The following is a 23,833-nucleotide window of genomic DNA, read 5'->3' as shown; positions in this document are numbered from 1 at the left end:
AGAGCTAGGGCAGGATTCGCGAAGTGCCAGCACATGGTACTGCCGTCCTAATTGGAGCGCCTAGAGCACTGCTGAAGCCAAAATTTCGTGCGTACGAAAAGTCTGGGTGGTTTTGAGGCTAGGGCAGGATTCGCGAAGTGTCAGCCGTAGCCGGCAGGATGCTGGCATTTGGTACCAGGTTTGGAGAGCAACACGCAATAGAGGATGACACGATGACAGAAATAGCAGTGGTCAAAACCAGGCTGACATCAGCCGAGAAGGAAGCCTGGCAACGCCTTTGTGAAGCATCTGGACGTTCGGAGTCAGATGTACTGCGGGAGATGATCCAGCGCGTCTGTGGCGAAAGCATTGCTGAAGAAGGACGAGACATGATGCGGGGCCCCAAGTCCTGCAAGTTATCGGTTCGGCTGACTCGGCAGGAGCAGGAGTTGATCACAGAGCGGGCCGCTTACGAGGGCTTTCCGAATCGCACTCGTTGGGCTTCGGCGCTGATTCGGGCGACGCTGCTACGTCAGCCGGTCATGAACGAAGAAGAGCGCTCTGCCTTGATCCAAGCATCTTTCGCACTGACCGACGTCATTGAAAACGCTGGCGGTACCCAGCTGGGTTTGCCTCGCATGCGGATTAAGGATCAGGGCCAGGGAGAAATCAGCATCAAGGAGCTACAGGACAGAGTGCGGGAGGTTAATGAGCGCGTGATGGCACTGGTCTCCGGCGGGCGAAAGCGTTGGAATCTGGTGTGAGAATAGGAGAATGGAAATGCCGCGATATAGTTTCAAGATCGATCCATGCCCTCAAGAAGACGGCTATGGCTGGGTCCTGAGGTACTTTGAGGATGATTGGGAGATTCCAGGATACGAGTTGTTTTCTGGACCTCACGATGTTGGATGGATGAAGACAGTCGAGTACGAGAACGCCAAGTTTGCCGGAGAGCTATGGGTCGAAGAGATGATCGCGACATATGGCGAGGATTCAGGAGGTCGTCCAGAAAGCGAGTCGGGTAGTACGCAGTTGAGTTTCGATTCGATGAATGATGGTTAGGACGTTCAAGAAAGGAGGGGAAATATATGATCATTCTGGCGATCCTATCCTAGAGTGTACAAAAGCTCACGGGCATGAATATAACAGGTGCATATTTGGCTTCCATGATGTAAAATGACCAGCAAGAGATCAAAATGGATGCAAGAAAAGTGATTAAATGTCATCTATCCAAAATAATGGGTGAGAAAAAACTCAAAATTTCCGATGTCAGCCGTGATACCGGGATAAGCCGTGGAACATTAACCCGCATGTATTACGAGACATTAGTCAGGATGGATATTGAAACTATCAGTATTCTCTGTGGATATCTGGGCATGACCGTGGGGGAACTGTTTGAGTATCAGTCAGGAGATAGTCTCCATGAATAATAAAAAGACTATGATTTCACTCTTCAGTGGAGCAGGAGGTTTAGACTTAGGGCTAGCCAGAGCTGGTTTTGAAAACAAGCTATGTGTTGAAGTTGACGAAGTTGCCCAGCAAACACTTGCTATAAACCATCCAAGATGGAAGCTATCCTCGCTTGGAAATATCCATGCATCAACTCCGGTGGAGTTGTTACGAGAGGCTGGACTAGAATCCAGAGAACTCACCCTTCTTGCTGGTGGGCCACCATGTCAACCTTTCTCAAAATCTGGTTACTGGGTAACAGGAGATACAGAACGTTTGACAGACCCTCGAGCAAAAACCCTTAAAGCGTATTTAGATTTTGTCCGCGAAGCACAACCAAAAGTTATACTTCTCGAAAATGTCAAAGGCATAGGGTATTCTAAGAAAGATGAGGGTTTGCAGCTCTTGGTAAATGAGCTGAACAAGATTAATAAATTAAAAGGTACTAATTATATACCCCGCGTTATATCACTGAATGCAGCCGACTACGGTGTTCCTCAACTAAGAGAGCGCGTATTCATCATTGCCAGTAGGGATGGTTTGGAATTTGATCTTCCTGGGCCTACTCATTTCAGCCCCGAGAAATTCAGGGGTAAGGGGCGCATCTATTCGACGGCATGGGATGCCATTGGTGATTTGGATTTCAATATCTGGCCTGAGGAGCTCAAACCCTCAGGCAAGTGGGCCGACTTGCTGCCTACGATTCCTGAGGGGCAAAACTATCTCTGGCACACAGAGAGGATGGGTGGCGTCCCCCTATTTGGCTGGCGCACTAGATTTTGGTCTTTTCTTCTCAAGTTAGCCAAAAACAAACCTAGTTGGACGATCCAAGCTCAGCCCGGTCCTGCAACTGGACCATTTCACTGGAAAGGGCGTTTGTTGTCGATCCGCGAACTCGCTAGAATCCAAACGTTTCCAGACGATTACCAGTTTTCCGGAGATCGGCGAGCGGCTCACAAGCAGATTGGCAATGCCGTCCCTCCTGCGATTGGGGAATTGTTGGGGTTAGAGATTCGGCGTCAGTTCTTTGGTGAACGTGTGCGAAAAAGGTTAAGGCTTATCCCAGAGAGAAAAGTCGACTGCCCTCTACCGGAAAAAGCCAAAGCTGTACCCGAAAAATATCTGTCCCTCTGTGGCTCTTACGATGCCCACCCCGGAACAGGGAAAGGTCCAGGAGCACAAAAACGCGAATCCAAGGAAGACGTCTATGCCTGATAGCAGCAAACGAGAGTCGCGCTCACGAATTCTTGAGGCGCTTGAGCGTGAGTTAATGGGGCCCACTTCTGCAGATGAGGCAATTACTGAATTTCCGACCACTCGATACATAGCTGGGCGACTAGCCCCTTTAGAATCAGAAATTTCAGAGTTGGAAAACGAGGAAATCGCGGCCGGAAACGACGATGATGAAGGAGGCGAGTATGAAGCTCAGCCTCCGCTCATTATTGGCTTTAGCCCTTCCTCCATGGGGCTCTCCTTCCTTGTTCCACAAGATACAAAAACCATTAATGCCAATGTGTCGTGGGGCGACTATCGCCGTGAAAAGGACGAGTCCGAAGGCAGAACTCACTGGCAGCGGTACGAGCGGTCAGTCTTGGTTGAAGCTGTTCCAGTCGATGCTGTCGGCAAGCTCAAACCAATTCCCTTATCTAAGTCTAATGCTCCCGAGCATGTAAGTGTTACGCCGCAAGGCTTCAGAAGAGCAGGTCAGGACGGAGATGGTGATGGGCAGGTGTTTCTAGAAGGGGTTGTTCATCACATTGATGGGGCCAAAGCAATAAGCCTTTTTCTCGTCAATAGGCGTCCTAAAGGTGAGGATTCCGATAGGGCGAAGGACGAACAATGGCTGATGCAGCCGAAGCTGAAAGTATTCTCAGCCGATGAAGCTCCGATCTTTATCGCAAAGGGCTTCGACAAAGATATTTCTAAGGATCCGGAAATTGCTACAGCCAATCTGCTATACCGAGATGCGAAGGAATTCGCCACAGGCCACGGAGTTGCCGCAGGGTGGGAAGGCGTTAGTACTGAAAGTGATCGAGCGAGTCTCCTTTACACTGATTTTATTCCCAATTTTGAAGTCCCAAGTTTGATTGCTCAAAGCGGCGACATTGCCGGTTTGAACTTGGATATGTGGAAGCTCAGCAAATGCTCGACTCCGGAAGAGATCTTCGACGCTATCGAACCTTTGATTTCGGCCTACGAGCAATGGGTTGTAAAAAGAAAGCAAGAGGCGAAGGGCGCTCCGTTTGTCTCCACCAAAGAGAACCGTGATACGACAAAGGTTCTAATAGAGGCGTGTGATGACGCAGCCCGCCGGATGCGGGAAGGTCTGGAGCTTATTAGAGATGAACCGAAAGCTTTTGACGCATTTTTGTTTGCCAACCATGTGATGTGGGATCAGCGTATTCACGCCAGTTGGGCGAGCCGAAACCGAGACAACGGAGAATTGATTGGCAAGCCAGGGGACTTCGACGAGCCTGGTAATCGTTCTTGGCGGCCATTTCAGATGGGCTTCATTCTGCTCAACATCGCGAGCATGGTGAATAAGCCCAAGCCGGGAGAAAAGATCGCTGCAGATCGCAAACTCGTTGATCTCCTGTGGTTTCCTACCGGTGGCGGTAAGACCGAAGCCTACCTTGGCCTAGCGGCATTCACTTTGGCTCATCGGCGACTCCGCGGTGACGTCAACGGCCTCGATTCCAGCGCCGGTGTAGCTATTATCATGCGTTACACCTTGAGGTTATTGACGGTCCAACAGTTTCAGCGCGCAACGGCACTGATCTGTTCCTGTGAGCTGCTACGTCAGAGTGATCCGGACAAGTGGGGAGAAGAGCCCTTTAAGATTGGGCTTTGGGTTGGTAAGGCCACGACTCCGAACGACGCAAAAGCTTCCGGCAAGGCTCTTGAGTTCTTGGATGAAGGCAAGAAGCCCAGAGACGGAAGCCCGGTTCAATTGGTTTCATGCCCTCGTTGTGGAACCTCTCTGGTAACTCCCCAAGGAAAGCCAGAAAATCAGACCTATGATTTCGATAACAATCGTCTGCGAACCCTGGTCCGGTGCCCAAATCCGAAGTGTGAATTTTGTGCCCGTAAGTCCAATGACCAGGGCCTACCAGTAGTGGTTGTCGATGATGAGATCTATCGGGAGTGTCCATCACTGGTCATCGCTACCGTGGATAAATTTGCTCGCATGCCATTCAAAGGCGAAACTCAGGCGCTGTTTGGTTTACGAGATCGATACAGTCCAACATACGGCCACCTAACACCGGGCCATGGCGACAAACCTAACCAGAGAGTGGTAAAGGACGAGCAACCTGCACATCGATTAATGCCCCCAGAATTAATCATTCAGGACGAGCTGCACCTGATCTCTGGTCCGCTGGGCACAATGGTAGGGCTTTACGAAACCGCCGTTGATTTCCTGACACGCGTAGAAGTTGAAACCGGGGTTTCTTTACCGGCAAAGATCATTGCATCAACAGCCACCATACGGAGAGCTCGCGAGCAAATTCGACAGCTTTATAATCGTGATCTTGCCATATTTCCACCCAGTGGCCTGTCGTCCAAGGACTCGTTCTTCGCCAAAGAGCAGTCAATCAAAAATAATGACGACAAGACGGCCGGTCGTCTATACGTTGGCTTGAATGCGCCTGGCTCCAGTACAAAAACTCTGCTTGTTCGAGTCTATGCGGCATTGCTTGCAGCGGGTGAGGCAGAAATCACTCGCGATCACGAGGCAGCAGACCCGTACGCCACTGTTGTGGGTTACTTCAATAGTCTGCGTGCCCTCGGCGGTGCTCGTAGGCTGGTTGAAGACGATATCAAAAAGCGCCTCCGGTACCTGGCCCAACAGAGAGGGTTCCCACAGCGCTATATCAATGATCCAGACGAACTAACAAGTCGCCTCGACTCATGGCGCATTCCAGGGTTGTTAAAACGGTTGGATAACCGATTCCCGCGCGAAAAAGGCAAGCAGTACCCTGTCGATGTGTTGCTTGCCACCAATATGATTTCTGTGGGCGTGGATATCGATCGGTTGGGCTTGATGGTTGTTACCGGTCAACCTAAAAGCACTGCTGAGTACATCCAGGCAACCAGTCGAGTTGGGCGAAAACACCCAGGCTTAGTTATCACTATGTACAACTGGTTGGGTGCTCGTGACCTCTCCCATTATGAACATTTCCGTGCCTATCACGCGGCGCTTTATCGCCATGTTGAAGCCATCAGTGTGACCCCATTCTCCTCACGTGCACTAGACCGAGGCTTGCGTGGCGCATTTGCGGCAATGCAGCGCCTGGGTGGGCAGAACATGGCCAGAGAAGTCCATGCTCAGAACTTTGACCCGGCTTCGATCGACACGGATCTAATGATCACCGATGTCACAACTCGGGCGGCAGATCTTGTTGGTAAGAAAAACGCAAAGCTTGTAAACGAGCGACTCATGTCCAGTCGAGACGATTGGGCTCATTATGCAGATGATTTATTGCGCTACTCCTGGCTAAAAAGTGATGAGCGGCCACCGAATAACTCACGCGTATTGCTGAAAACATCGGGAACAGATAATGAAGGGCAGTGGCCAACTCCCGGGTCTTTGCGCGAAGTCGAGCCAACGGCTGCGTTCTATTTGAGTGACGAGGAGTAACAAGGATGTCGAGTAAAAGAGCTATTGGTGATGTTCGCCCTAGTCAGGTAATCACAACTTTTGGTCCAGGCGCGATCGTGGATTTGCAGACTCTTTCTGTCATCGTCGCCGGCATTGACAGTTGGCGACTTGATGAAGAGTTGGCTATTCACGAGCCTCGTTTGCAGCGCGCCCTAAAGGTTAAACGGTTTTTTTCTGCAGAACCGGCTAGCGGCAATTACTTCACCAAGCGTGGAACTGTGCCGACCTTTCTGTTTCCGCGATATCAAGTTTGTACTCATCCAGAATGCGCGACTCTGTCCGAGCCTGGTGAAGAGCTAGTTGAGTACAACGAAAAAACCCAGGAAATGGAATGCAAGGCACCTAATTGCAAAGGTAGGGGACGATTCCGCGCTCCCACGACTCCTGCACCATTTGTCGTCGCCTGTCCTAGCGGGCATATCGATGATTTCCCATGGAGAGCCTATGTCCATAGAGATGCGGAGAGCGCATGTAAAAAGCGCATGCGACTCGTCTACTCGGGCACCACGGGATCCGTGTCTGACATTTGGGTCTATTGCGCATGTGATGCCAAGCGAAGCGTGAGTGATGCTTTTGGTGAAAATCGCGGAATGGCATTGGGAGAGTGCACTCGGAAGCGACCGTGGCTTGGTATAAAAAATAAGGATCCGAAAGAGTGCAAACACGCTGGTCAATTGAGAGCCATACAGCGTGGCGCTACCAATGGCTGGTTTCCACTCGTTCGCAGCGCCTTGGCCATCAAGGAGGCCGCCAGCCCGATTGGTCAGGCATTGAAGAAGTGCCCGCAGCATCAGGTTGAAAAAATCGACTCGTCAGAGAAGCTGCAAACGCTCCTCGACATGGATATGTTTCCGGCTCTTGCAGAGTTTAAGGCGGAAGATATATGGCAGACGCTACTGAAAGAGCGCGGCGAGATCGAGACAGATGAAATTGATCTTCGCTTGCCAGAGTGGAATGCATTTCGCGATATAGAGGGGAGCAATCAGGGAGATCAATCAGATTTATTCTTGGAGGCGGGCGAGGTACCCGACTTCTTGTCCGAAGAAATCGAGCGAATTGTATTGGCCCGCAAACTATTGGAAGTGCGGGCCCTTACAAGTTTTACTCGTATTGACTACGCCTCGGGCATGGATGACGACGGCATGGGCGCGTCGCGTGCACCGATTTACAAGGAACGTCAGGACTGGCTGCCTGCAGTAGAGGTACGGGGTGAAGGTATCTTCATTGAATTAAAAGAAGAAACTTTGGCTGATTGGGAAGAGCGGTCCGCAGTAAAAGAACGGGCAGCGGCCATCGAGCAAAAATATGGGGAATGGGCAAAAGAGCGCGGAGTAGATGCGGATGACTTCCCTGGCGCGCGCTATTTGTTGCTGCACAGCTTGGCCCACGTATTGATGCGCCAGCTCGCGCTGGATTGCGGCTACTCCGAGTCGTCTGTGCGTGAACGGATTTATAGTAGTACTGACCCTGAACGCAAGATGGCTGGAATTCTGCTATACACCGCAAGCGCCGACTCTGAGGGTAGTCTCGGCGGCTTGGTCGATTTGGGGACAAGGGAGCGGTTTCCTAATTTGATTCATAGCGCACTGGAAAATGCCAAACGGTGCTCATCGGATCCGCTCTGTGCTGACCATCAGCCAGACGTTCACGCCACCATCAACGGAGCGGCCTGCCATGCCTGTGTGTTGGCTCCAGAAACTTCCTGCGAAGCGTTCAACCGCTTCCTGGACCGCAATTTCCTCGTGCCCACGATGGCGTACAACGATATGGCTTATTTCAAATAGGGTCTCGCTATGTCCAGCCCCCGAGGCAAGTCGGCGCATTCAACGGCGCAGAGTGTGCGTCAGCTAATCAATGCTGGTGCCTTCGACGAAGTCATCAGAGCTTTGGATTCAGGAGTCCTAACCTCAGAGTCCGGTGCGGCTACCATTGCCAAGTTGGCCGCTGGGCGAGGAGCAGTAGATAGGGCTCTTCGGGAGTTGGTCTCTAATTGGGCGAGTCACTTCGCTTCCCTCGACAACTCTGATTTCGCCCTCCAGTTGGAGACGATAAAGGAAGCTGTAGCGCTTACAGACGGGGAGGCTACTCAAACTGAAGTGGTGTGGACCGGGCCCAAGGTGGAAGGCTCCTACCTTCGCGCAACTCGCCAAGTGGTGCAGGATATTATTTCTGCTGCCCATTCTGAGCTTTTGGTGGTGGGTTACTGGCTGGCAGGCAAGGAAGATTACGAAGGTATCATCAACGACATTATCGAGTTGATGGCCGATGCTGTTGCGCGCGGCGTGAAAGTCACGATGGTGTTGGACGAGGGTGAAAAAGGCTACGGAAAAAATAACCGTGATACCTTGATTGCCCTATGGCCGAAAGGTGTGGCACTGCCAAAACTCCTGACCTGGAAGATACCGCCCGATGATAAGCACTTGAAACTGCACGCTAAGGTATTGGTGGCAGATCGTCACGATGCGCTGGTGACTTCCGCCAACCTGACCATGTATGCGCTGGATCGCAATATGGAGATGGGCGTCAGAGCACAAGGGCAACCCAGTGAACGGATTGCACAGCACTTTGATTTACTAGGGCACAAGGAAGTGCTTGTGCCCTATGCTCTATGATGCTTAGTGGATTTCCTGCAGGTGGCGCTCTTTGTTGAGCGCCAACAAGCGCGCTAAAACTTCATTGCGTAATTCGTCTGGCCAGCGGTACCGCCATGGAATAGTTTTACCCTCTTCAACTTCGTAGTCTGGTTCAAAGACATAGTTAAGCTTAAGATCTTCCCATTCGTAAGCTCTTAACACGGCCTCGTCCAGCTTCTGGTGCAATCGACGAAGTTTCTCGATTTCGGCAGAGTGTTCATCGGGGTTATGAAATCGATTGTACGTTTTTGTGAGTCCTTGATTGTTTGAAGTCATCAGCTCTTCCCGGAAATTGAAATACTCATCAGCAGCCGCTTCAAGCAATTCCGCATGATCTCTAAGCGATGGGAATGGGAATGTTTCGAAGCAGTCAGATGGTGTATAAACCGGTCTATCTTCTTGGTACGAACCAAAAAATAGAGCCCACTCCTCATGAAACCTTGAATGTATTGTGCAGAAATCAGCCATAGACTCCACAGCAAGGACGATCAGCTTCTGATCGTAAACCATCCCATTGGGCAAGAACGTGAACGTTCGGTATTTGCTGGTTTGAGTTGTGACCATGACACGATCAAGCGGTTTAATTGTTCTATACAGACCGGGCCGTTTTTCACAATATTGCCACCAACGGTCGCGTACAGCAGGTCGTTTTTGCTTGTCCCTGCCAGGTTTAACCTTTGTTTTGAGGATCTCATACAGGTCAGGCCATTGCATGGCCTGCGCCTCATCCATGTCAAAAAAATCGATGATATAGCGATGATGTTGATGAGTTGGAGAATCATTCACCTCGGATCCACCAATATACGGAAAAATCCGTTCCTGATTCTTTGCGTCTTTCTCTATCAACCGGTGCATTTCGGAAATTGAACTGGCAACACTTTTGGTATCCGTATCATCAAAGGTGAACCCCATCCCTAGTGGGTAGCTTCCAACAAAGCTCTTATCAGAATTGACAGAAAGTACATGCGGATCCTCACTATCGCCCTTGTCGAATAGATAGGCCGTTATCAAATCTACTCGTTTTTTGTCCAAATAAATTGGTCGCTTAGTTCGGCCTTTGTTGGTGAAAATCAGGCTGACAATTACTGCGGCTTTCCCTGGCCATGGTACCCGGCGCTGGGCGTTGTAGATAACGCCGCCGTGATTAACAATCCATCGAAGTCCTGTACTTCGGGTGTCACCAATTGCGATTGTCTTTTTCGCGATTAAACCTGAAGCCCCTTGTTTTCTGAGTAGGTTAAACGTACGGCGAAAAAAGTGCGCGACCAGATCGGAATTTCCATGTGATTCTTCGTGCAGCATTTTTAGCCAGTCAACAAAATAGTCGCGATTTCCATCAATGGTAGTGTTTTTGCCTGCAAACGGTGGATTGCCAACGAAGGCATCGAAACCACCGTTTTCTCTATGAAAAACTTCGGGGAACTCGATCTCCCAGCAGAAAGGAATGATTGGCTTATCGCCACTAGTCAGCCCCTTCACAATCTTCTCAATCTCGTCGGATGCCTTCTCATCCTTCCCAAAACGCTCAAGCCAGTAGCGATACTCAATCAGCTTCGCCTCCCGCTGCTTAGTATTTTTACCGTTAAAGAAGGCTGCTATGGCGAGGGTCGCCTTTAAACGGAGACTGGTGAGTGCTTCTTCAGCAATGCGGTTTTCTTTTTCTTTGCTGATAAAGTCGTGATCGGAAATGGCATGAATAGCTTCCCGATGTTGCTCCGCTTTTACTATTTCCTTGTCGGCCTGGTTGGCGAACAACGGGCCGAAGTCATTGCTTACAGGCTTCCAGGTAAAATTGCGGATTTTCTCAGGCGAAAGCCCAACCAAAGAGTTGCCATGTTTGAGCGCATGGTCCACAAAGGTAAAGGGGCGACCGGTGGAGAGCGTGGTCAGCCATAGGGATAGCTTGGCCATCTCCACTGCCAGTCGGTTCATATCGACGCCATAGATACAGTGCTCAGCCACGTAGCGGCGGGCAAAAATAATGCGCTCCTCTCGGGATTCCGGCATCAGGTTTTCACTGGCTTTCCCCTGTGATGGAGTTCCAAACGGCATGGTCAATATCGTGTCAGGCTGTTCCGCCGCCATGCGCTCCCAGGCGTCTACCAATCGTTCGGCCAGATACCGTGTTGCTTGTACAAGAAATGCGCCGGAACCCATGGCTGGGTCGCAAACCTTAAGGCTCAATATTTCCTGCGGTGTTTTAATCAACCTGGGCTCAACCAACAGGCCGGGCTTGCCTTCTACATTCACATATGCCTGGTGCTCCAGCGTACGGCGCACCACGGGCTCGGTGAGTGTAGGTGGTGTGTAGTGGGCGCCACTGGAGCGGCGATCCTGACCGTGGGTGACATAGAGCCCGCCCGGCCGGACGATACCCAAGGGTTGCAGAAAGCGCTCCACCGGCTTGGCTTGCGCCAGAAGCTCGGCGTCATCAGTACCGAGATTAGCCAATGTGTGCCTATCTTCGTTACGCTCTAGCACTTTCTTGATGGTGCCTGCCGTTTTGCTGGTGTGCTGGGCAATGACCTTTATCAGTGCCGCTTGTTCCAGGCCTGCAAATTCATTTGCATTCACAGGTTCCGGCTCGGCAATCTTGGTACCGCCATGCAACAGCAGCAGGGTTTGGTTAGAAGGCGCTCTGGCTACGCGCCGATCCAGTAGACTTTCATACATATGGCCAATTTGTTCTACCGCCAGCGTTCGGTAGCTCACCAACTGGGGCACGCCGTCAGCCTTGGCGTATTTCAGGCTGCGCAAGATATCGCGTATTACGGCATCCCTGACCTTTGGCGGCTCCGGCGCCTCGGTCGGCCAGTTACCATCTTTCGCCCGTCCATCCAGCAATGCATAACGGTTAGGGTCGAACATTTGCCCGCCATGGGCGGCAATGCGAATGTCCGGGTCGACACTGCCATCGTGCAGAAGGCGTGAACTCGCCAGCAGGCGGGCATAAGCTGCGTACGAATGTTTGAGCTTTTCCGGAGCGAGCCGTCTGGTTTCCTCGAGCTCCGTCAGTAGATGCAGCACGCCATAGGCTCGGTCGTACGTGACATTGCCGTGGGGCAGCAAGCCGTTCTCTTCGGCGTACAGGGTAAACAACAGACGCATGATAAAGGCGACGCTAGACTCGAAGACTTCCGCTTCGCTATAGCCCCGCAGATATTCGCCGCCTAGTTCGGCATCCACTCTGTCCAATTCGTGCACTAGGATCTGCAGTGCCTCTCGCACCTGATTGCCGAGCTGATCCGCTACATCCAGTTGCCGTTGGCGACTCTGCTTGATGAGTTCAAGAATGACCTGATCCCGGGGCCCGGCAAAAAAACGCGATTCGCCCAGTAGATCCTTAAAGGCTGCCAAGGTCAGCGGGTCGTCGTTCCAGGTTTGGGTGGTCCAGGTCATCCAGGACGTGGTTTCAGAAGGTGACGCAACAACCAGACGCCAGGCTTCACCATTGGTTAGCAAGCCCAGCTCGACACCGGTTTCACGCAGCAATCGCTCAAACTTGGTGGTGGGTGATGCCTTCCAACGACCTCTATCCTGAAGCCAGGGTTTGTCCAGAGATTGTTCTCGCGGGACTTCAAGCACCAGCATGATGGCGTTGCCTTCATCCAGCAGCACGCGGCTGGGGCGCAGCATTTCTTGCTGTTCGTGGAGGTTAACCACCTTATCGGCCGGAATGGCCGCGCCAACCTGCCAGTAGTCTCTATCTTTGAGGCCGAGGAAATCTTCGAGAATAAAATTGATCCAGGCTGGTTGGCCGTTACCCTCGACCATGCCTTTGGGCAGGTTCCAGATTTCACGCTGTTTTCTGAAAGCTGCAATTTCCGCTTTATCGAGTGTTCTGAAATTGCCCGCATCGGCGAGCACTGGCTCACTTAGAACCACGCCGGTAATTTCGACGCTGGAAAGCCAGCGATGCTGTCTGTTTGCTACGCGTTTACTGGTCGCCATCAGTTCCACTCCTTAGGAAGGAGAACCTCCAGAGCAACTGGGTACATTCGCTGATCTGTCACCTTGTATAAATCTCTCTGGCGTTTTGGCTCGGTTTCTCGTTCTAGTTGAAGTTGCTCGAGTCTGCACTGAAGGGCAAGTAAATCCTGCTCCCGTTGCTCTTGTTCTTCATCGTCAAAGGAAAATTTCATCTGCATATCGGCAGAACGTTTTTGCCAGTCTTTAATGGCATTTCTGATGGCGGCAATGCGTTCTGTGGCCAGGCTTTGTGCATGTTTACGAGCAAGTTCCCCGCGTTCGTTTAAAGTTGTAATCAGCTGCTGTGCCTCTGCATTGGCACTGGTAGCGAGCTGCTGGGTAATCTCATCTAAATGGGGGGTAATGAGTTCCTGAACACTCGCGATGTCGCCTGTGTAACTTGTGGAGTCTTCTGGTCGGGTGATTTCCTGAACCGCAAGTGCTCTGTTATCAATTACCAGTTGGCAGCGGACCAGACCTTCGTGCAGACGATTATGCTCGGGCCCCAGCAGCACAAGCCGGCCCCAGGCAATAATGGCTGGCGACGTGATCAGGTTGGATTCTGATACAGCGACCCGGTTTAGGCGATGCCTGGATGAGGGGGCTCCCCACATCTGAATCCGGAAGGTAGAAACCGCCCTTCGCATTAAAGGATGGTCGAGATGGACAATCCCTACCGCATCATCTTCTCTAGTCTTGTTGCGATTAAAAGAAAGCCGCTTTTGCTGGTGATCCGTGCTGACATAGGCTTTGCATTCGGTCCAGGCGGTTGGCACACGAGCCAAAGTAAACTCGACGTCGCTCAAGTGAATGATGGCATCATCGCAGCCTTCGATCCGTAAAGCCTGCCGCAGTAGCTCCAACTGATTGCTATCCGATATATCAAGGGTGCTGCGCGCCTTGCTTAGTGCCTCAACCATTTGAGTGACGCTTTCGTTATCAAGTACTTCAATGGCCATTTCTTCTCGCGCGATTTGTCTGCGCGCATCTTCATCGATCGCGGCAAGATTGACGGCTTGATCAAGTGCCTTTCGCCGGACATTGTCGGCAATCAGGGCTCCAACACTGCCAAGATCATTTCTGATGGTCTCGACTTTATCGACGATGTGTTTGAGAAACTCAGAGTCTTCCTGGTTTTTATAAACAAAGTGATGAATGCGAACTTCGTCGGTCTTTTGTCCATGGCGGTCGACCCGGCCATTGCGCTGTTCCAGGCGAATTGGGTTCCAGGGGATTTCGTAGTGAATCAGATTGCGGCAGTGCTTCTGAAAATCCGCGCCTTCGGATGCTGCATCTGTTGCCAGCAAAATACGCACATCGGTTTCACTATTCGGTGCCTGAAATTCGTCGTTGATTTTATGGCGCTCGCTATCATTCATGCCGCCGACAATGATTCTCGTTGCGTCCAGAAAGTCATGCTTTTCTAGCACTCGCTCCAGATAATTGAGAGTGTGCTTGTACTCGGTAAAGATGATGACGCGTTCACCGTTCCACTCGTCATTATCGCGTAAGTTGTTGTTGATCCAGGAAATCAACGCAGCAGCCTTGCTGTCTTCTTGAATGGAAAAGTGAGAAACCTGACGATCTACAATTTCAAACATGTCTCGCAGAAGCTGCTTCTCATCATCTGATAATTCATTAATGAGTTTTGATGCGGCACCTGTGGCGGCTTCCAGATTATCTTCTTTTTCGTCGTCATCACTCCACTCTTCGGATTCCTTTTGCTCGAATCTACTGAATAGGGATTCACCAATGCTGAGTTCATCTTTAATGCCAGCATTTGTCGTGTGGACGACAAGACTTTCGCGTAGTGCTAAAGGCGAGGACAGTGCTCGCTTTTTCAGCAGGGTAAGAATGAACTGCAAGGGACGTTCGGAACGCTTGTCGACAGAGGCAAGACGGCTTACAGTGTAAGCTCCAAGAAAATTGAATAGGCGTTGTTCATCGCCTTCTAACTTGACGTAGAGCTGAGGGTCGTCGGACTCATTGCGAGGAAGGATGATTCGCTTTGGAAAGCGGAGCGTGCCATCTGGGTTGGAAATATCCTGTTTTAGGCGACGAACGGCGACTGCAGACAGTTGAGCCTTATCGAGATCCGTGCCGCGCGAAAAACGCAAATTATCCAGAATCTCTAATAATCCAGTGAAGCTTTCTCGATACCCATTGTGCGGTGTGGCAGTAAGAAACATTTTGTGCTCAAACTGTTCAGAAATGGATCTGAGAAGCGATGTACGCTCAGAATCGCGAACATATTGTTTCTTGCCTGATGGCGCAGCGTTATGGGCCTCATCTAGGATAAGGAGATCCCATGGGCGCTTGTTTGGGCTTTCCTTAAGCCGTCGGCGAGTGTACTCATTAAACAGACGACGAGGATGCTCTGTTTTCAGGTAATCGATAGATGTCACAAGCCGGGGAAAGCTGGCCCAGGGATTGATACTTGGGCCATATTCCTTCCTCATTCTGAGGACTGAATCCCGATCAATGATTTTAAACTCGAGACCGAACTTCTCAGCCATCTCATCGACCCATTTTACCTTCAGATGAGCTGGGCAAACGATTAATACACTACTTGCCCTGTGGCTATGGATGAGTTCTTGTGTGACCAGGCCCGCCTCAATGGTTTTACCTAGACCCACATCATCAGCTAGTAAAAGGCGTACCCGGGGCATGTTGGTGGCCCGGATCACTGGCGCGAGCTGATATTCCTCCATTTGTACGCCACCCCGGAATGGGGCATGCAGCATATCGCCGACGGCCAACGAGCTAGCGCCCCATTGCAAGGATCTTATAAAAGCGTCGAAGAGTTCCGGCTCATCGTGGGCGGTGATATTAGGTAGCGCAGTAGACTCAATCAAAGAAGGTGCAATTTCACGCTCCCAAATAACCTGGACATTCTCTCCAAGCGCATCGTCGCTCAGGCACTCAAGGGCAACCCTGTGGATGGTTTGGTTTGGCTGCGTATTTGTTTTGTTGACTGCTATAACCGCCCATATCTTGTGGCGCAGCTTGACGATTTGCCCCTGCTCAGGTGCTTCGGCAGACTTGGCTGTCATTGAGTTCTTTCCTTACCTTCGCATCTTTGGCGCCGAACTTTTCTAGCAGCGCTTTTTAGAGGAAGATGTCTTGAGGTGTGTGATGCGCCCGAAAGTACAACCAAAGCCCTGCTTGATTGATTAGTCCACGTTGTGAGCGCCTTAGGCATGTGGACCTCCAGCTTGGCAGGCAGGTGGCCTGCGATCTCAACGGACAGGTGCGACACCTAATCCATCATGCATGCTATCGCCGCGGCTCATTGTATGGACTCTAGTAACGGTACACCACCGGTACACACACCAGCTTCATGTGCTATCCTCAAATTTCGCTAAGCTACTGATTCCAAAGAACTGTACCTTTCGCTCGATTACGGTTGCTTTCCCTTGTGTATCAGTGGCTTATTGATTTAAAAGCGAACTCATAATCCCTTGGTCGCTGGTTCGAGTCCAGCTGGGCCCACCACGATTCCATCAGCTGATTTTGGTTTCGTTCTTCTCGTGTGTGCCTGCCTATCTTGTTCTCCCGGTGATGAATCGGCCCCCTTCTATCAGCAGGCTTCAGCGATCAGTCCTGATGCCTTCGAGGCCCGAATGATCTCTTAGATCGGTGTCCACGATTGCTGGGTAAGATCACATTGCCTGTACGCTGGGAAGGCCGCGAATGGTGAGCCACTGCACACTGCATCGCGTCCCTGTCCGTTGCCGCGAGACAGGGCCGGGGCCAGTCATGGTTTGTCGGTAGGCTCGAGCCGTCAGTCAGTAGAGCACTGTGACCGTTATCGTGTCCGAGTAACTTCCCGCCTCGACCATCTGGCCGGCGGGAATGGATCCGTAGACGGCATAGTCTTGGGTATGGGTGCCTACCGAGAGAAAGGTGTTGAAGCCCCGGGTTCCAGTCCCGCTCACACCGTCGCCCCAGACTGTTGCCCGGGTCGCATCGGTGTAGAGCTGGTATTCGAGCGAATTGGTTCCCGAAGCCATTTCCCGCGGGAAATACGTTCCGCTGCCGCCGGTGCTCAACTCGATGTCGTAAGTAACGAGGAGCCCGACAAGCACGACGGTGCAGGTGACCTCGACGTTGCCGGCCGCCTCGGTGTCGGAGGCGTCGAGCGGGTCGTAGGTGCCGAAACTCACCCCCGTGGCGCTAACCTCGCACGATTCCAGCAACGCCGCGGCCGGCCTCGGCATGCCGAGGCCGGCGACGAGAAGAATCAGCAACGCAGGCAGGGGATGCCCTATCAGGCACTTCATGGTGTCTCCTTGCATGTCACGGGGCCGATTCGCGGGACGGGACCCGGATTGTCCGGCAGGCGGATCTCGGCCGTGCACCGGTGGGCGTTCCAGCGCGCCTCGAGCGTGCTCACCGGCTCGAGGCCAGTGACCCATGCTTGGCCGCGTCGGGCGACGGGGAAGCGTTGATCCTTGCCAATGACCCGGACGGTGGCCCCGGCCGGGATCGGTTCGTCGCTTTCCTGCACCAGGGTGACCAGGGCCCCGCGGGCCGATTCGGCGTCGAACTCGACCAGTGCGCCTTGGCGATATCCCGGAACGGCCGTATTTTCCAGTGTGTCGATCCGAGCATCGAGGGGCAGGTCCCCACCGTCGACCCGGACCCGGTTCCTCTCGAAGGCGCGCATGTCGGGAATGAAGGCCATGCCGTTCGGCCCGGTGCGGTCGATCAGGTGGTTCTCATGATAGACTCGTACCGCCGGGTATTGCCCCACCCGCACCACGCCGAAGCTCCGATCGATGGAGCGGGACACGAACGCATCGCCACCCAGGACGGCGACGCCGCCGCTGGCATTGAGGCGGTAGCTGGTCTGGTCGTCCAGGCGGGAGATGTCGGCCTGGTAGCTGCCGAAGTCGGTGCGCGCCTGCAGGGTAGCCCGGTGGCGGTCATGGCCGTTGTCGTTGTCCTCCGTGGAAAGCCGGTAGCCGAATCCGCTCCCGGGGGGCAGGTTTCTCTGGAGCTGCAATCGGGTTCCCTGGTCGTCACCCCGGCGCACATGACTGAGACTGCTGCTTGTTCGCGAACCCAGCGGGACGGACAGCGTCATCCAGGCGGTTGTCTCGCGGTTCTCCAGGTTCCGGAGGAGGCTCGCGTGGAGGGAAGCCCGGTCGAACACGCGGGTCGACAGGCCGACGTCGACAAGACGCGTGTCGGAACCGTCCCGCCGGTCGACCCCAGTGTAGCCCAGGGATATCGAGACATTGTCGGCCACCCGTCTCCCGAAATGGGTCGAGAGAATCTTCTCGGGGGCGGGCTCGTCTGACTGTAGCCCGAGCTGGCGGAACTTCCGTGCCGCCCAGGTGTAAAGGAGGCCGTAACTGTTCCGCTGGCCGCGTCGAGTGACGCCCAACGAGAGCAGGGCGCCGTTGCCGGCATCGCTGGCACTGCCGGCAGCGGCCGCCGTGATCACGCCGAGAGATGGCCCGGCCAACCAGGCGGCGCCGAGTCCGGCCGTCTGCTGGTCTTCGACCAGTTCGACACGGGTCTCGCCGGTGAGTCGTTCGGAGAGGCCCAGACGATGCGTGCCGGCGAAGAAGGCGCGTCCATAATCATTGCTATGGATGGCGTAGTTCCGCCGAATAGCTCCGGCCTCGTAGGTGAAGTCCTGCAGCCCTTTCCTGAGAAGGGACTGGCTGACATAGAAGGGGCGCGTGATGACCCGCTCCCGGCCCAACACGTCCTGGATGACCATCTGTACCTGGTTGATCCCCACCGTCGCGGGGATGTTCTCCAGGGAGAAAGGGCCGGGACGGAGCTGTTCCTGCAGTCGTCTGCGGTCGTTGGTGTAAAGGTCGATGGAGGCCGGTACCGTGGTCTCGCCGCTGATACGGGGAAGCGGGAAGGTGATGAAATCCGGCCGGGTGTCGAAGTTGGTCCCCCACTGGATGCCGGCGAACTGAACCGAGCGCCCCCAGCTTGCCGAGCGTGAGATGGTATCGCCCAGCGACAGGGTGCGGGTCCTCTCGGGCCAATCCCGTCGCCAGGTGGTGTTGAGCCTCGTCAGCTCGCGTTCGCTGCGCGCATCCGATGCCAGGAATGTGGTCGTGCCCGTGCCCAGCGCATTGAAAATTCCGATCTCCATGGTGCCGCGGGTGGTGTCATCGAAGTCGCTGGACTGGTGGACGATGTCGTAGTTGAAGAAGCCGCCGGGTGTTGTCTGCTGCGTCAGGGCATGGTATCCGGCCATCCCGTCGAGCTCGAGGGGCTGGAAGCCCGCGGCACCGGCATCCAGGACCAGTTCCTGCCTGTCCTCGTCGATGGTGTAGCCGAGCTCCGGGATGGAAGTCAGGGCATAGTAACGGCGGCCGTTCCGCTGAGCGGATGGGCTGTCCGGTACGGTCAGGCCGGCGGTGGCAAGCGTCTCCTCATCGACCAGGAGCCGCCCCCGTTCATCCTGCAGGACGCGGGTGACGTGGTTCTTGGACACGGTGTTGACCCGGATGCCGAGCATCCGCACCGTGTAGTCGTCGGCCGCGGAGAGGCTGTCGCCGGCGGCCGAACCGGCCGGCGAGGCCGCCGCACCTGCCATCGTCAGCAGGACACCGGCGACAAAGTGGAGCCCCCTGACCTCCATGTGTCAGCGGGAACGCAATGCCATCTCCGTGGAGCCATGCTGATCCCGGAATCGGAGATGATGTGGCCTTCCGCCATCGGCAGGCAGCGTCAGCGTCCAGGCCCTGCGGGTTCCCGGGAGGAGGTAGGTTAACCGGTCGGATTCGGCCAGCACCTCCCCCTGCTCGTCGCGCAGGCTCAGGGTCGTGATTCTGGAGTGGGTGTTGCCCTGGTTCTCGGCAACAACCCGGACATGGCGATCGTCCGTCGACTTGATCTCCCAGTCGAGCGCCCGGGGCATCGGGGCGTTCGGGCTGACGAACACGGGGATGCCCAGCCGTAGGTTCACCTGGATCTGCGTGGGCTGGTCGTTGTCGTCAGTCGCTCCGGGGGTGCCCGGGCTCTGTTCCAGGAATATCCGGAAGGCCCGCTCCGTCCCGGCGGAGACGGGGTTCTCCAACCCGAGGCGGACGACCTGTTCCCCTCCGGGTTCGATAGTGAACACCGGTGGGGTGACGACCAGGGCGTCGCTGTCGGCGTACTGCTCCCGATTGTCCGCGATGGACAGGTCCTTGACCGACACTTGCAGGACCATCGGCTCGTCTCCGGCGTTGCGCAGCTGAAGATGCCGGATCTGTTGCGGGTCGTGCAGCGTCACGCGGACGGGGTTGACGGACAGGCTGGCCGCCTGGGTGGCAAGGGTGGCAAGCGATATCCCCAGGCCCACGAGCCAGCGTTTCCAGGTCCTCCATGGCCGATTCATGCAAGGTTGTCCTTAGTAGGTAACGGTCACGTTGATGGTGTCGCTGTAGCTGCCTGCCGGCTCGAACTGGCCGGCCGGGATCTGGCCGTACACGGTGTGGTTCTCGGCACCGCCTGCCGAGGTCACGTTGAGCGTGTCATCGCCGACCGTGTTACCCCAGACCGTCGTGCGCGCCGAGTCCGAGTACAACTCGTAATCGAGGGTGTTGGTGACGCCATCGCTCATGGCCCGCGTGGTGGTAGAAGGCGTATTCTGGCCCGTGTCCAGCCCGATATCGTAGTTCGTGCCACTGGTGCAGGTGGCCGTGACGGTGGACGTCCCGTCCATGTCGTCGGCGGCGTTAGGGTCGTATGTCCCGAATGCGAGATCGGTCGCGGCGATCTCGCAGGTGTCGTTGACGGTGGCGCTGACCAGGAAAGTCGTGGTGGAGGTTTGTTGAGCATGCACGGCGGTGCCGAACAAAGCGAGTGCGATCAGCGTCGCTTGCAGGGCCTGGATCCGGTTCATTGCCTTGCTCCTTTGGTTCGCAGAGTTGTGGAGTCACATCTCGGAATCGTGACCAGCATAGCAGAAGACGGACAATCCCGATTGCGGTTGAAACAAGTTGCAATCAGGAGTGTAAGTGAGAAAGCGGCGTGATGAAGACGACCCGGGGTTGGTGTTCTGTCGTGTCTCGCTTGCACTCGTACCTAGCGGCGCCATACCTTGCATCCATCACGGCAAGGGAGGGCGTGTCAGGGACAGGCTGGATCGAATCTTTCATTTGTATCAGCTCATTATAGGAAGTATGCCCCCACTTTGTTCAGCTGAAAACCGCCCAGAAGCAACCCGGCCATTTCGCAACCAGGCATAGTCAAACTCAGCTGATGCGGCGGCCTTGCCGGCGAAATCGACCGGATTCCGGTTCTGTGATCCATCTCACCTGTCGAACTTCCAAGAAGGTTCTAATGTAATGTATTGGCAAGGCTCAGGCAACGATTCCGGTCGAAATCGGTTCTGCATCTCAGGATGACTCAGCAGGTCGTGTATCTCTCGGCACTGGTGAACCGGCGAATAGCTCCAGAAGATCCGCAGCCTGCCGAATCAATACCGCAACAGCGTCTTCAGGGACTTGACGATCTTGGCACCCTTCACGGTGTCCATCGACCAACTGAAAGGGGATCATCCCTCCGGGGAGACCGTGCCGATGACCGTATGGTGTAGTGACTACTCTCGCTTGCCCTTGACGACCGGTGTCTAACCGACGGGAACAAAGGTCATCTGAAGATGAGAGCAGAAGTGAAAATTCAACTCATCCACGAAAGTCAGAGTCTCGCCCTGCGCGTCTGCTTTTATTGTTAATGCTGGCCCAGAGCTCCTCCCGCCAGTGTTCGATGCATGGTCAGTAAGACCTTCTTGGTGCTCGATAACCTACTGATCGTCAAAATAGTTTCTCATGTATTGGCGAAGCGCCCATCAGGCGCCTGACATGATCACGCCGCCGTTTCATCCAACTCCACAAGGCTTCTGCGGGATTCGCCTCCGGCGCGTAGGGAGGCAGCGGTTCCAGTCGAAGACGGTCCTGCACTTCGGGCTGGCTCAGCAGGTCGCGCACCTCTCGGCACCGGTGAACCGTCGCATTGTCCCAGATAACCCGCAATTTGCCGGCCAATACCGTAGCAGCGTCTTCAGGAAGCGGACGATCGTGGCGCCCATCACGGTGTCCGTCGACCAACCGAAATAGGCGCGTTCTTCCGGGGAAACCGCACCAATGACCATGTGGCGTGGTGACCGCCCCCGCTTGCCCTTGACGTCCGACGTCTGACCGACGGGTGCAAAGGTCTTCTGATGATGAGAACAGAGGTAAAAGCTCGACTCGTCCACGAAGACCACGGTCTCGCCCGGGGCGTCAGAGTGTTTTTTTTTCGCTGGCCAGAGCTCCTCCCGCCGGTGTTCGATCGTCGCTTCATCACGGCGACTATCCCGTCGCCTCCACGCCGAGGAACTCTCCACTGCTTAGCGAGTCCGTCGGCGCCGTGAGGGCGGCGATGCTGTCGGGAGCCCTTTGACTGGCGTCCATGCCATTCACCACCGCCAGGCTCCTCTCGCCCCGGGGCGGCTCGGGACAGACGCGCGTGGTTCCTGTGTACCTGTCGCCGTGACCGCTCCTTCCCTGCCGATAGGCCGTAGCCCACGTAGTCAACTAATATGAGTTCGAACAATGGGGGGGAGGCAGGCTGATGGACGATCAATCCCGCCAGCAGGGGGAACACGAGGACTCGCCCGGTGACTCAGGGCGCGGCGGGCGATCCGCCAGGATGGCCTGGGGCCTGCGCGCCTTCGGGTTGATCATGGCGCTGGTGGTCTGGCTTGCCATGGGGTTCGCCGAAGGGCTGTCGTCGGACGCGCGCTGGGTCGCGACGATCGCCACCCTGATGGCGGTCTGGTGGATGACCGAGGCGATCCCGCTCTCGGCAACGGCCCTGTTGCCGATCGTGCTGATCCCGATGCTGACGGCGCGGACCGTCGGCGAGGCCACGGCGCCCTACGCCAGCTCCATCGTGTTCCTGTTCCTCGGCGGCTTCTTGATTGCCATCGCGATGGAGAAGTGGAACCTGCATCGTCGCATCGCGCTGCTGACGCTGGCCCGGGTCGGGGTCGAGCCTAGGTGTGATCTCTCGGTAGGATGTTCATCCGGAACCTACCGAGAGATCACACCTGTGTAAACCCAACAGGTTGTTCACCGAAAGCCTCAGCCGGCTCATCGGAGGCCACGAGCACGACCATCACCGGGCCGGCCACGTCGATTTCATCTTCGACGACAACATCCAGCGGTTCGGTGTCTGCCTGCTGCTGGCGATCGCCTGGTCGGCGAGCATGGGCGGCCTGGTCACCCTGCTCGGCAGCCCGCCGAATGCCATCGTCGCCGGCTAAGCCGCCGACGAGCTGGGCCGCACCATCGGCTTCCTCGAGTGGATGATGCTCGGCGTGCCGCTGGGCCTTGCCTTCATCCTGGTGGGCTGGGTGCTGATGACCCGTGTGCTCTACCGGTTCAAGCTCGCGGAGATTCCCGGTGGCAAGGAGATGATCGACGGCGAGATCCACAAGCTCGGCCCGCTCAGTCAGGGCGAGAAGATGGTGATGATCGTCTTCGGCTCGGCGGCGTTCCTGTGGGTCGTGCCAGGACTGCTCGCCAACCTCCCCTGGGTGAGCGAGCGGCTGGGGCCGCTGGGCGAGCTCAACGACACCGCCATCGCCGCCGGCATCGCGATGTTCAACCTGCCCGCGCGAGGCCGGCGCGAGATGGTGCTGAACTGGCAGGATGCCGAGGACGGGCTGCCCTGGGGCGTATTGCTGCTGTTCGGCGGTGGACTGAGTCTCGCCGGCGCGGTCGCAGGCACCGGCCTGGACAGCTGGTTCGGCGAGCAGATCACCGGGCTGCAGGTACTGCCGATCGTGCTGCTGGTCGCCGCCGTGGTCACCATCGTGCTGTTCCTCACCGAGGTGACCAGCAACACGGCGACGGCCGCGACCTTCATCCCCGTGCTCGGCGGCGTGGCGGTCGGCATCGGCGCCGATGCGATGACGCTGCTCATCCCGGCGGCTTTCGCCGCGACCTGTGCCTTCATGCTGCCGGTCGGCACGCCGCCGAACGCCATCGTCTTCGGCACCGGCGCGGTCACCATCGGCCAGATGGCGCGGGGTGGCGTCGTGCTCAACGTCATCGGGATCGCCTTGATCACCCTCTTCTGCTACATACTCGGCGGCGTCGCGCTCGGGCTGCAGTTCTGATCCCGCGGCCCGGCA

At 55.2% G+C, this 23,833-nt stretch carries 18 protein-coding genes; 10 read left to right on the top strand and 8 right to left on the bottom strand.

All coding sequences use genetic code 11. From position 1 onward, the window contains the following. The first annotated feature begins 212 nt into the window (after positions 1-212). From QWY76_RS11580 to drmC, 7 genes are all read left to right on the top strand, one after another. On the top strand, positions 213-743 hold the full coding sequence (locus tag QWY76_RS11580) for a hypothetical protein (protein ID WP_290311370.1): 531 nt from the start codon (positions 213-215) through the stop codon (positions 741-743). Between the two features lie 16 nt (positions 744-759). Further along, positions 760-1,041, top strand: coding sequence for a hypothetical protein (locus QWY76_RS11575; RefSeq protein WP_290311369.1), 282 nt, complete (start codon positions 760-762; stop codon positions 1,039-1,041). Positions 1,042-1,175: 134 nt separating this feature from the next. Then, positions 1,176-1,409, top strand: a complete 234-nt coding sequence (locus QWY76_RS11570; protein ID WP_290311368.1) for a helix-turn-helix domain-containing protein — start codon at positions 1,176-1,178, stop codon at positions 1,407-1,409. Further along, a complete protein-coding gene (locus tag QWY76_RS11565) occupies positions 1,402-2,643 on the top strand; it encodes a DNA cytosine methyltransferase (protein WP_290311367.1) in 1,242 nt (413 codons plus the stop codon). Before QWY76_RS11570 ends, QWY76_RS11565 begins: the two co-directional genes overlap by 8 nt. Then, positions 2,636-6,067 carry a DISARM system helicase DrmA gene (drmA, locus tag QWY76_RS11560; RefSeq protein ID WP_290311366.1) on the top strand — a complete coding sequence of 1,144 codons (3,432 nt, stop codon included), beginning with the start codon at positions 2,636-2,638 and terminating at the stop codon, positions 6,065-6,067. The genes QWY76_RS11565 and drmA overlap by 8 nt, the downstream gene beginning before the upstream one ends. Positions 6,068-6,072: 5 nt before the next feature. Next, positions 6,073-7,872, top strand: a complete 1,800-nt coding sequence (gene drmB, locus QWY76_RS11555; protein ID WP_290311365.1) for a DUF1998 domain-containing protein — start codon at positions 6,073-6,075, stop codon at positions 7,870-7,872. Positions 7,873-7,881: 9 nt separating this feature from the next. Beyond that, on the top strand, positions 7,882-8,700 hold the full coding sequence (gene drmC / locus QWY76_RS11550) for a DISARM system phospholipase D-like protein DrmC (protein ID WP_290311364.1): 819 nt from the start codon (positions 7,882-7,884) through the stop codon (positions 8,698-8,700). A 3-nt stretch (positions 8,701-8,703) separates the two neighbouring features. Here drmC and QWY76_RS11545 read toward each other — a convergent pair whose 3' ends face one another. The 8 genes from QWY76_RS11545 to QWY76_RS20100 form a co-directional block, all read right to left on the bottom strand. Beyond that, on the bottom strand, positions 8,704-12,672 hold the full coding sequence (locus QWY76_RS11545) for an Eco57I restriction-modification methylase domain-containing protein (protein ID WP_290311363.1): 3,969 nt from the start codon (positions 12,670-12,672) through the stop codon (positions 8,704-8,706). Continuing rightward, a complete protein-coding gene (gene drmD, locus QWY76_RS11540; RefSeq protein WP_290311362.1) occupies positions 12,672-15,743 on the bottom strand; it encodes a DISARM system SNF2-like helicase DrmD in 3,072 nt (1,023 codons plus the stop codon). Before drmD ends, QWY76_RS11545 begins: the two co-directional genes overlap by 1 nt. 735 nt (positions 15,744-16,478) lie before the next feature. Beyond that, positions 16,479-16,973 carry a Csu type fimbrial protein gene (locus tag QWY76_RS11535; RefSeq protein WP_290311361.1) on the bottom strand — a complete coding sequence of 165 codons (495 nt, stop codon included), beginning with the start codon at positions 16,971-16,973 and terminating at the stop codon, positions 16,479-16,481. Beyond that, on the bottom strand, positions 16,970-19,261 hold the full coding sequence (locus QWY76_RS11530) for a fimbria/pilus outer membrane usher protein (protein WP_290311360.1): 2,292 nt from the start codon (positions 19,259-19,261) through the stop codon (positions 16,970-16,972). The genes QWY76_RS11535 and QWY76_RS11530 overlap by 4 nt, the downstream gene beginning before the upstream one ends. 48 nt (positions 19,262-19,309) lie before the next feature. Beyond that, entirely contained in the window at positions 19,310-20,047 is a 738-nt protein-coding gene (locus QWY76_RS11525; RefSeq protein WP_290311359.1) for a fimbrial biogenesis chaperone, read from the bottom strand. 12 nt (positions 20,048-20,059) lie between these two features. Further along, positions 20,060-20,554: a Csu type fimbrial protein gene (locus tag QWY76_RS11520; RefSeq protein WP_290311358.1), complete on the bottom strand. Its 495-nt coding sequence runs from the start codon at positions 20,552-20,554 to the stop codon at positions 20,060-20,062. Between the two features lie 913 nt (positions 20,555-21,467). After that, entirely contained in the window at positions 21,468-21,686 is a 219-nt protein-coding gene (locus QWY76_RS20105) for a transposase (protein WP_353960403.1), read from the bottom strand. Continuing rightward, the gene (locus tag QWY76_RS20100; RefSeq protein ID WP_353960406.1) at positions 21,626-21,910 is read right to left on the bottom strand and encodes a transposase; all 285 of its coding nucleotides are present in this window, start codon (positions 21,908-21,910) and stop codon (positions 21,626-21,628) included. Before QWY76_RS20100 ends, QWY76_RS20105 begins: the two co-directional genes overlap by 61 nt. A gap of 356 nt (positions 21,911-22,266) precedes the next feature. Between QWY76_RS20100 and QWY76_RS11515 the strand changes: the two genes are divergently transcribed. From QWY76_RS11515 to QWY76_RS11505, 3 genes are read left to right on the top strand one after another with little or no spacing between them, the layout of a single operon-like run. Beyond that, positions 22,267-22,752, top strand: coding sequence for an SLC13 family permease (locus tag QWY76_RS11515; RefSeq protein WP_290311356.1), 486 nt, complete (start codon positions 22,267-22,269; stop codon positions 22,750-22,752). Positions 22,753-22,762: 10 nt separating this feature from the next. Then, on the top strand, positions 22,763-22,960 hold the full coding sequence (locus QWY76_RS11510; RefSeq protein WP_290311355.1) for a hypothetical protein: 198 nt from the start codon (positions 22,763-22,765) through the stop codon (positions 22,958-22,960). Positions 22,961-22,972: 12 nt separating this feature from the next. Continuing rightward, positions 22,973-23,818, top strand: coding sequence for an SLC13 family permease (locus tag QWY76_RS11505; protein ID WP_435388981.1), 846 nt, complete (start codon positions 22,973-22,975; stop codon positions 23,816-23,818). The last annotated feature ends 15 nt before the right edge of the window (positions 23,819-23,833 follow it).

This window comes from Halomonas maura (assembly GCF_030409305.1).
GTDB lineage: Bacteria > Pseudomonadota > Gammaproteobacteria > Pseudomonadales > Halomonadaceae > Halomonas > Halomonas maura.
The sequence above is the reverse complement of the archived record's forward strand: the minus strand, read 5'-3'. Positions and strand labels throughout refer to the sequence as shown.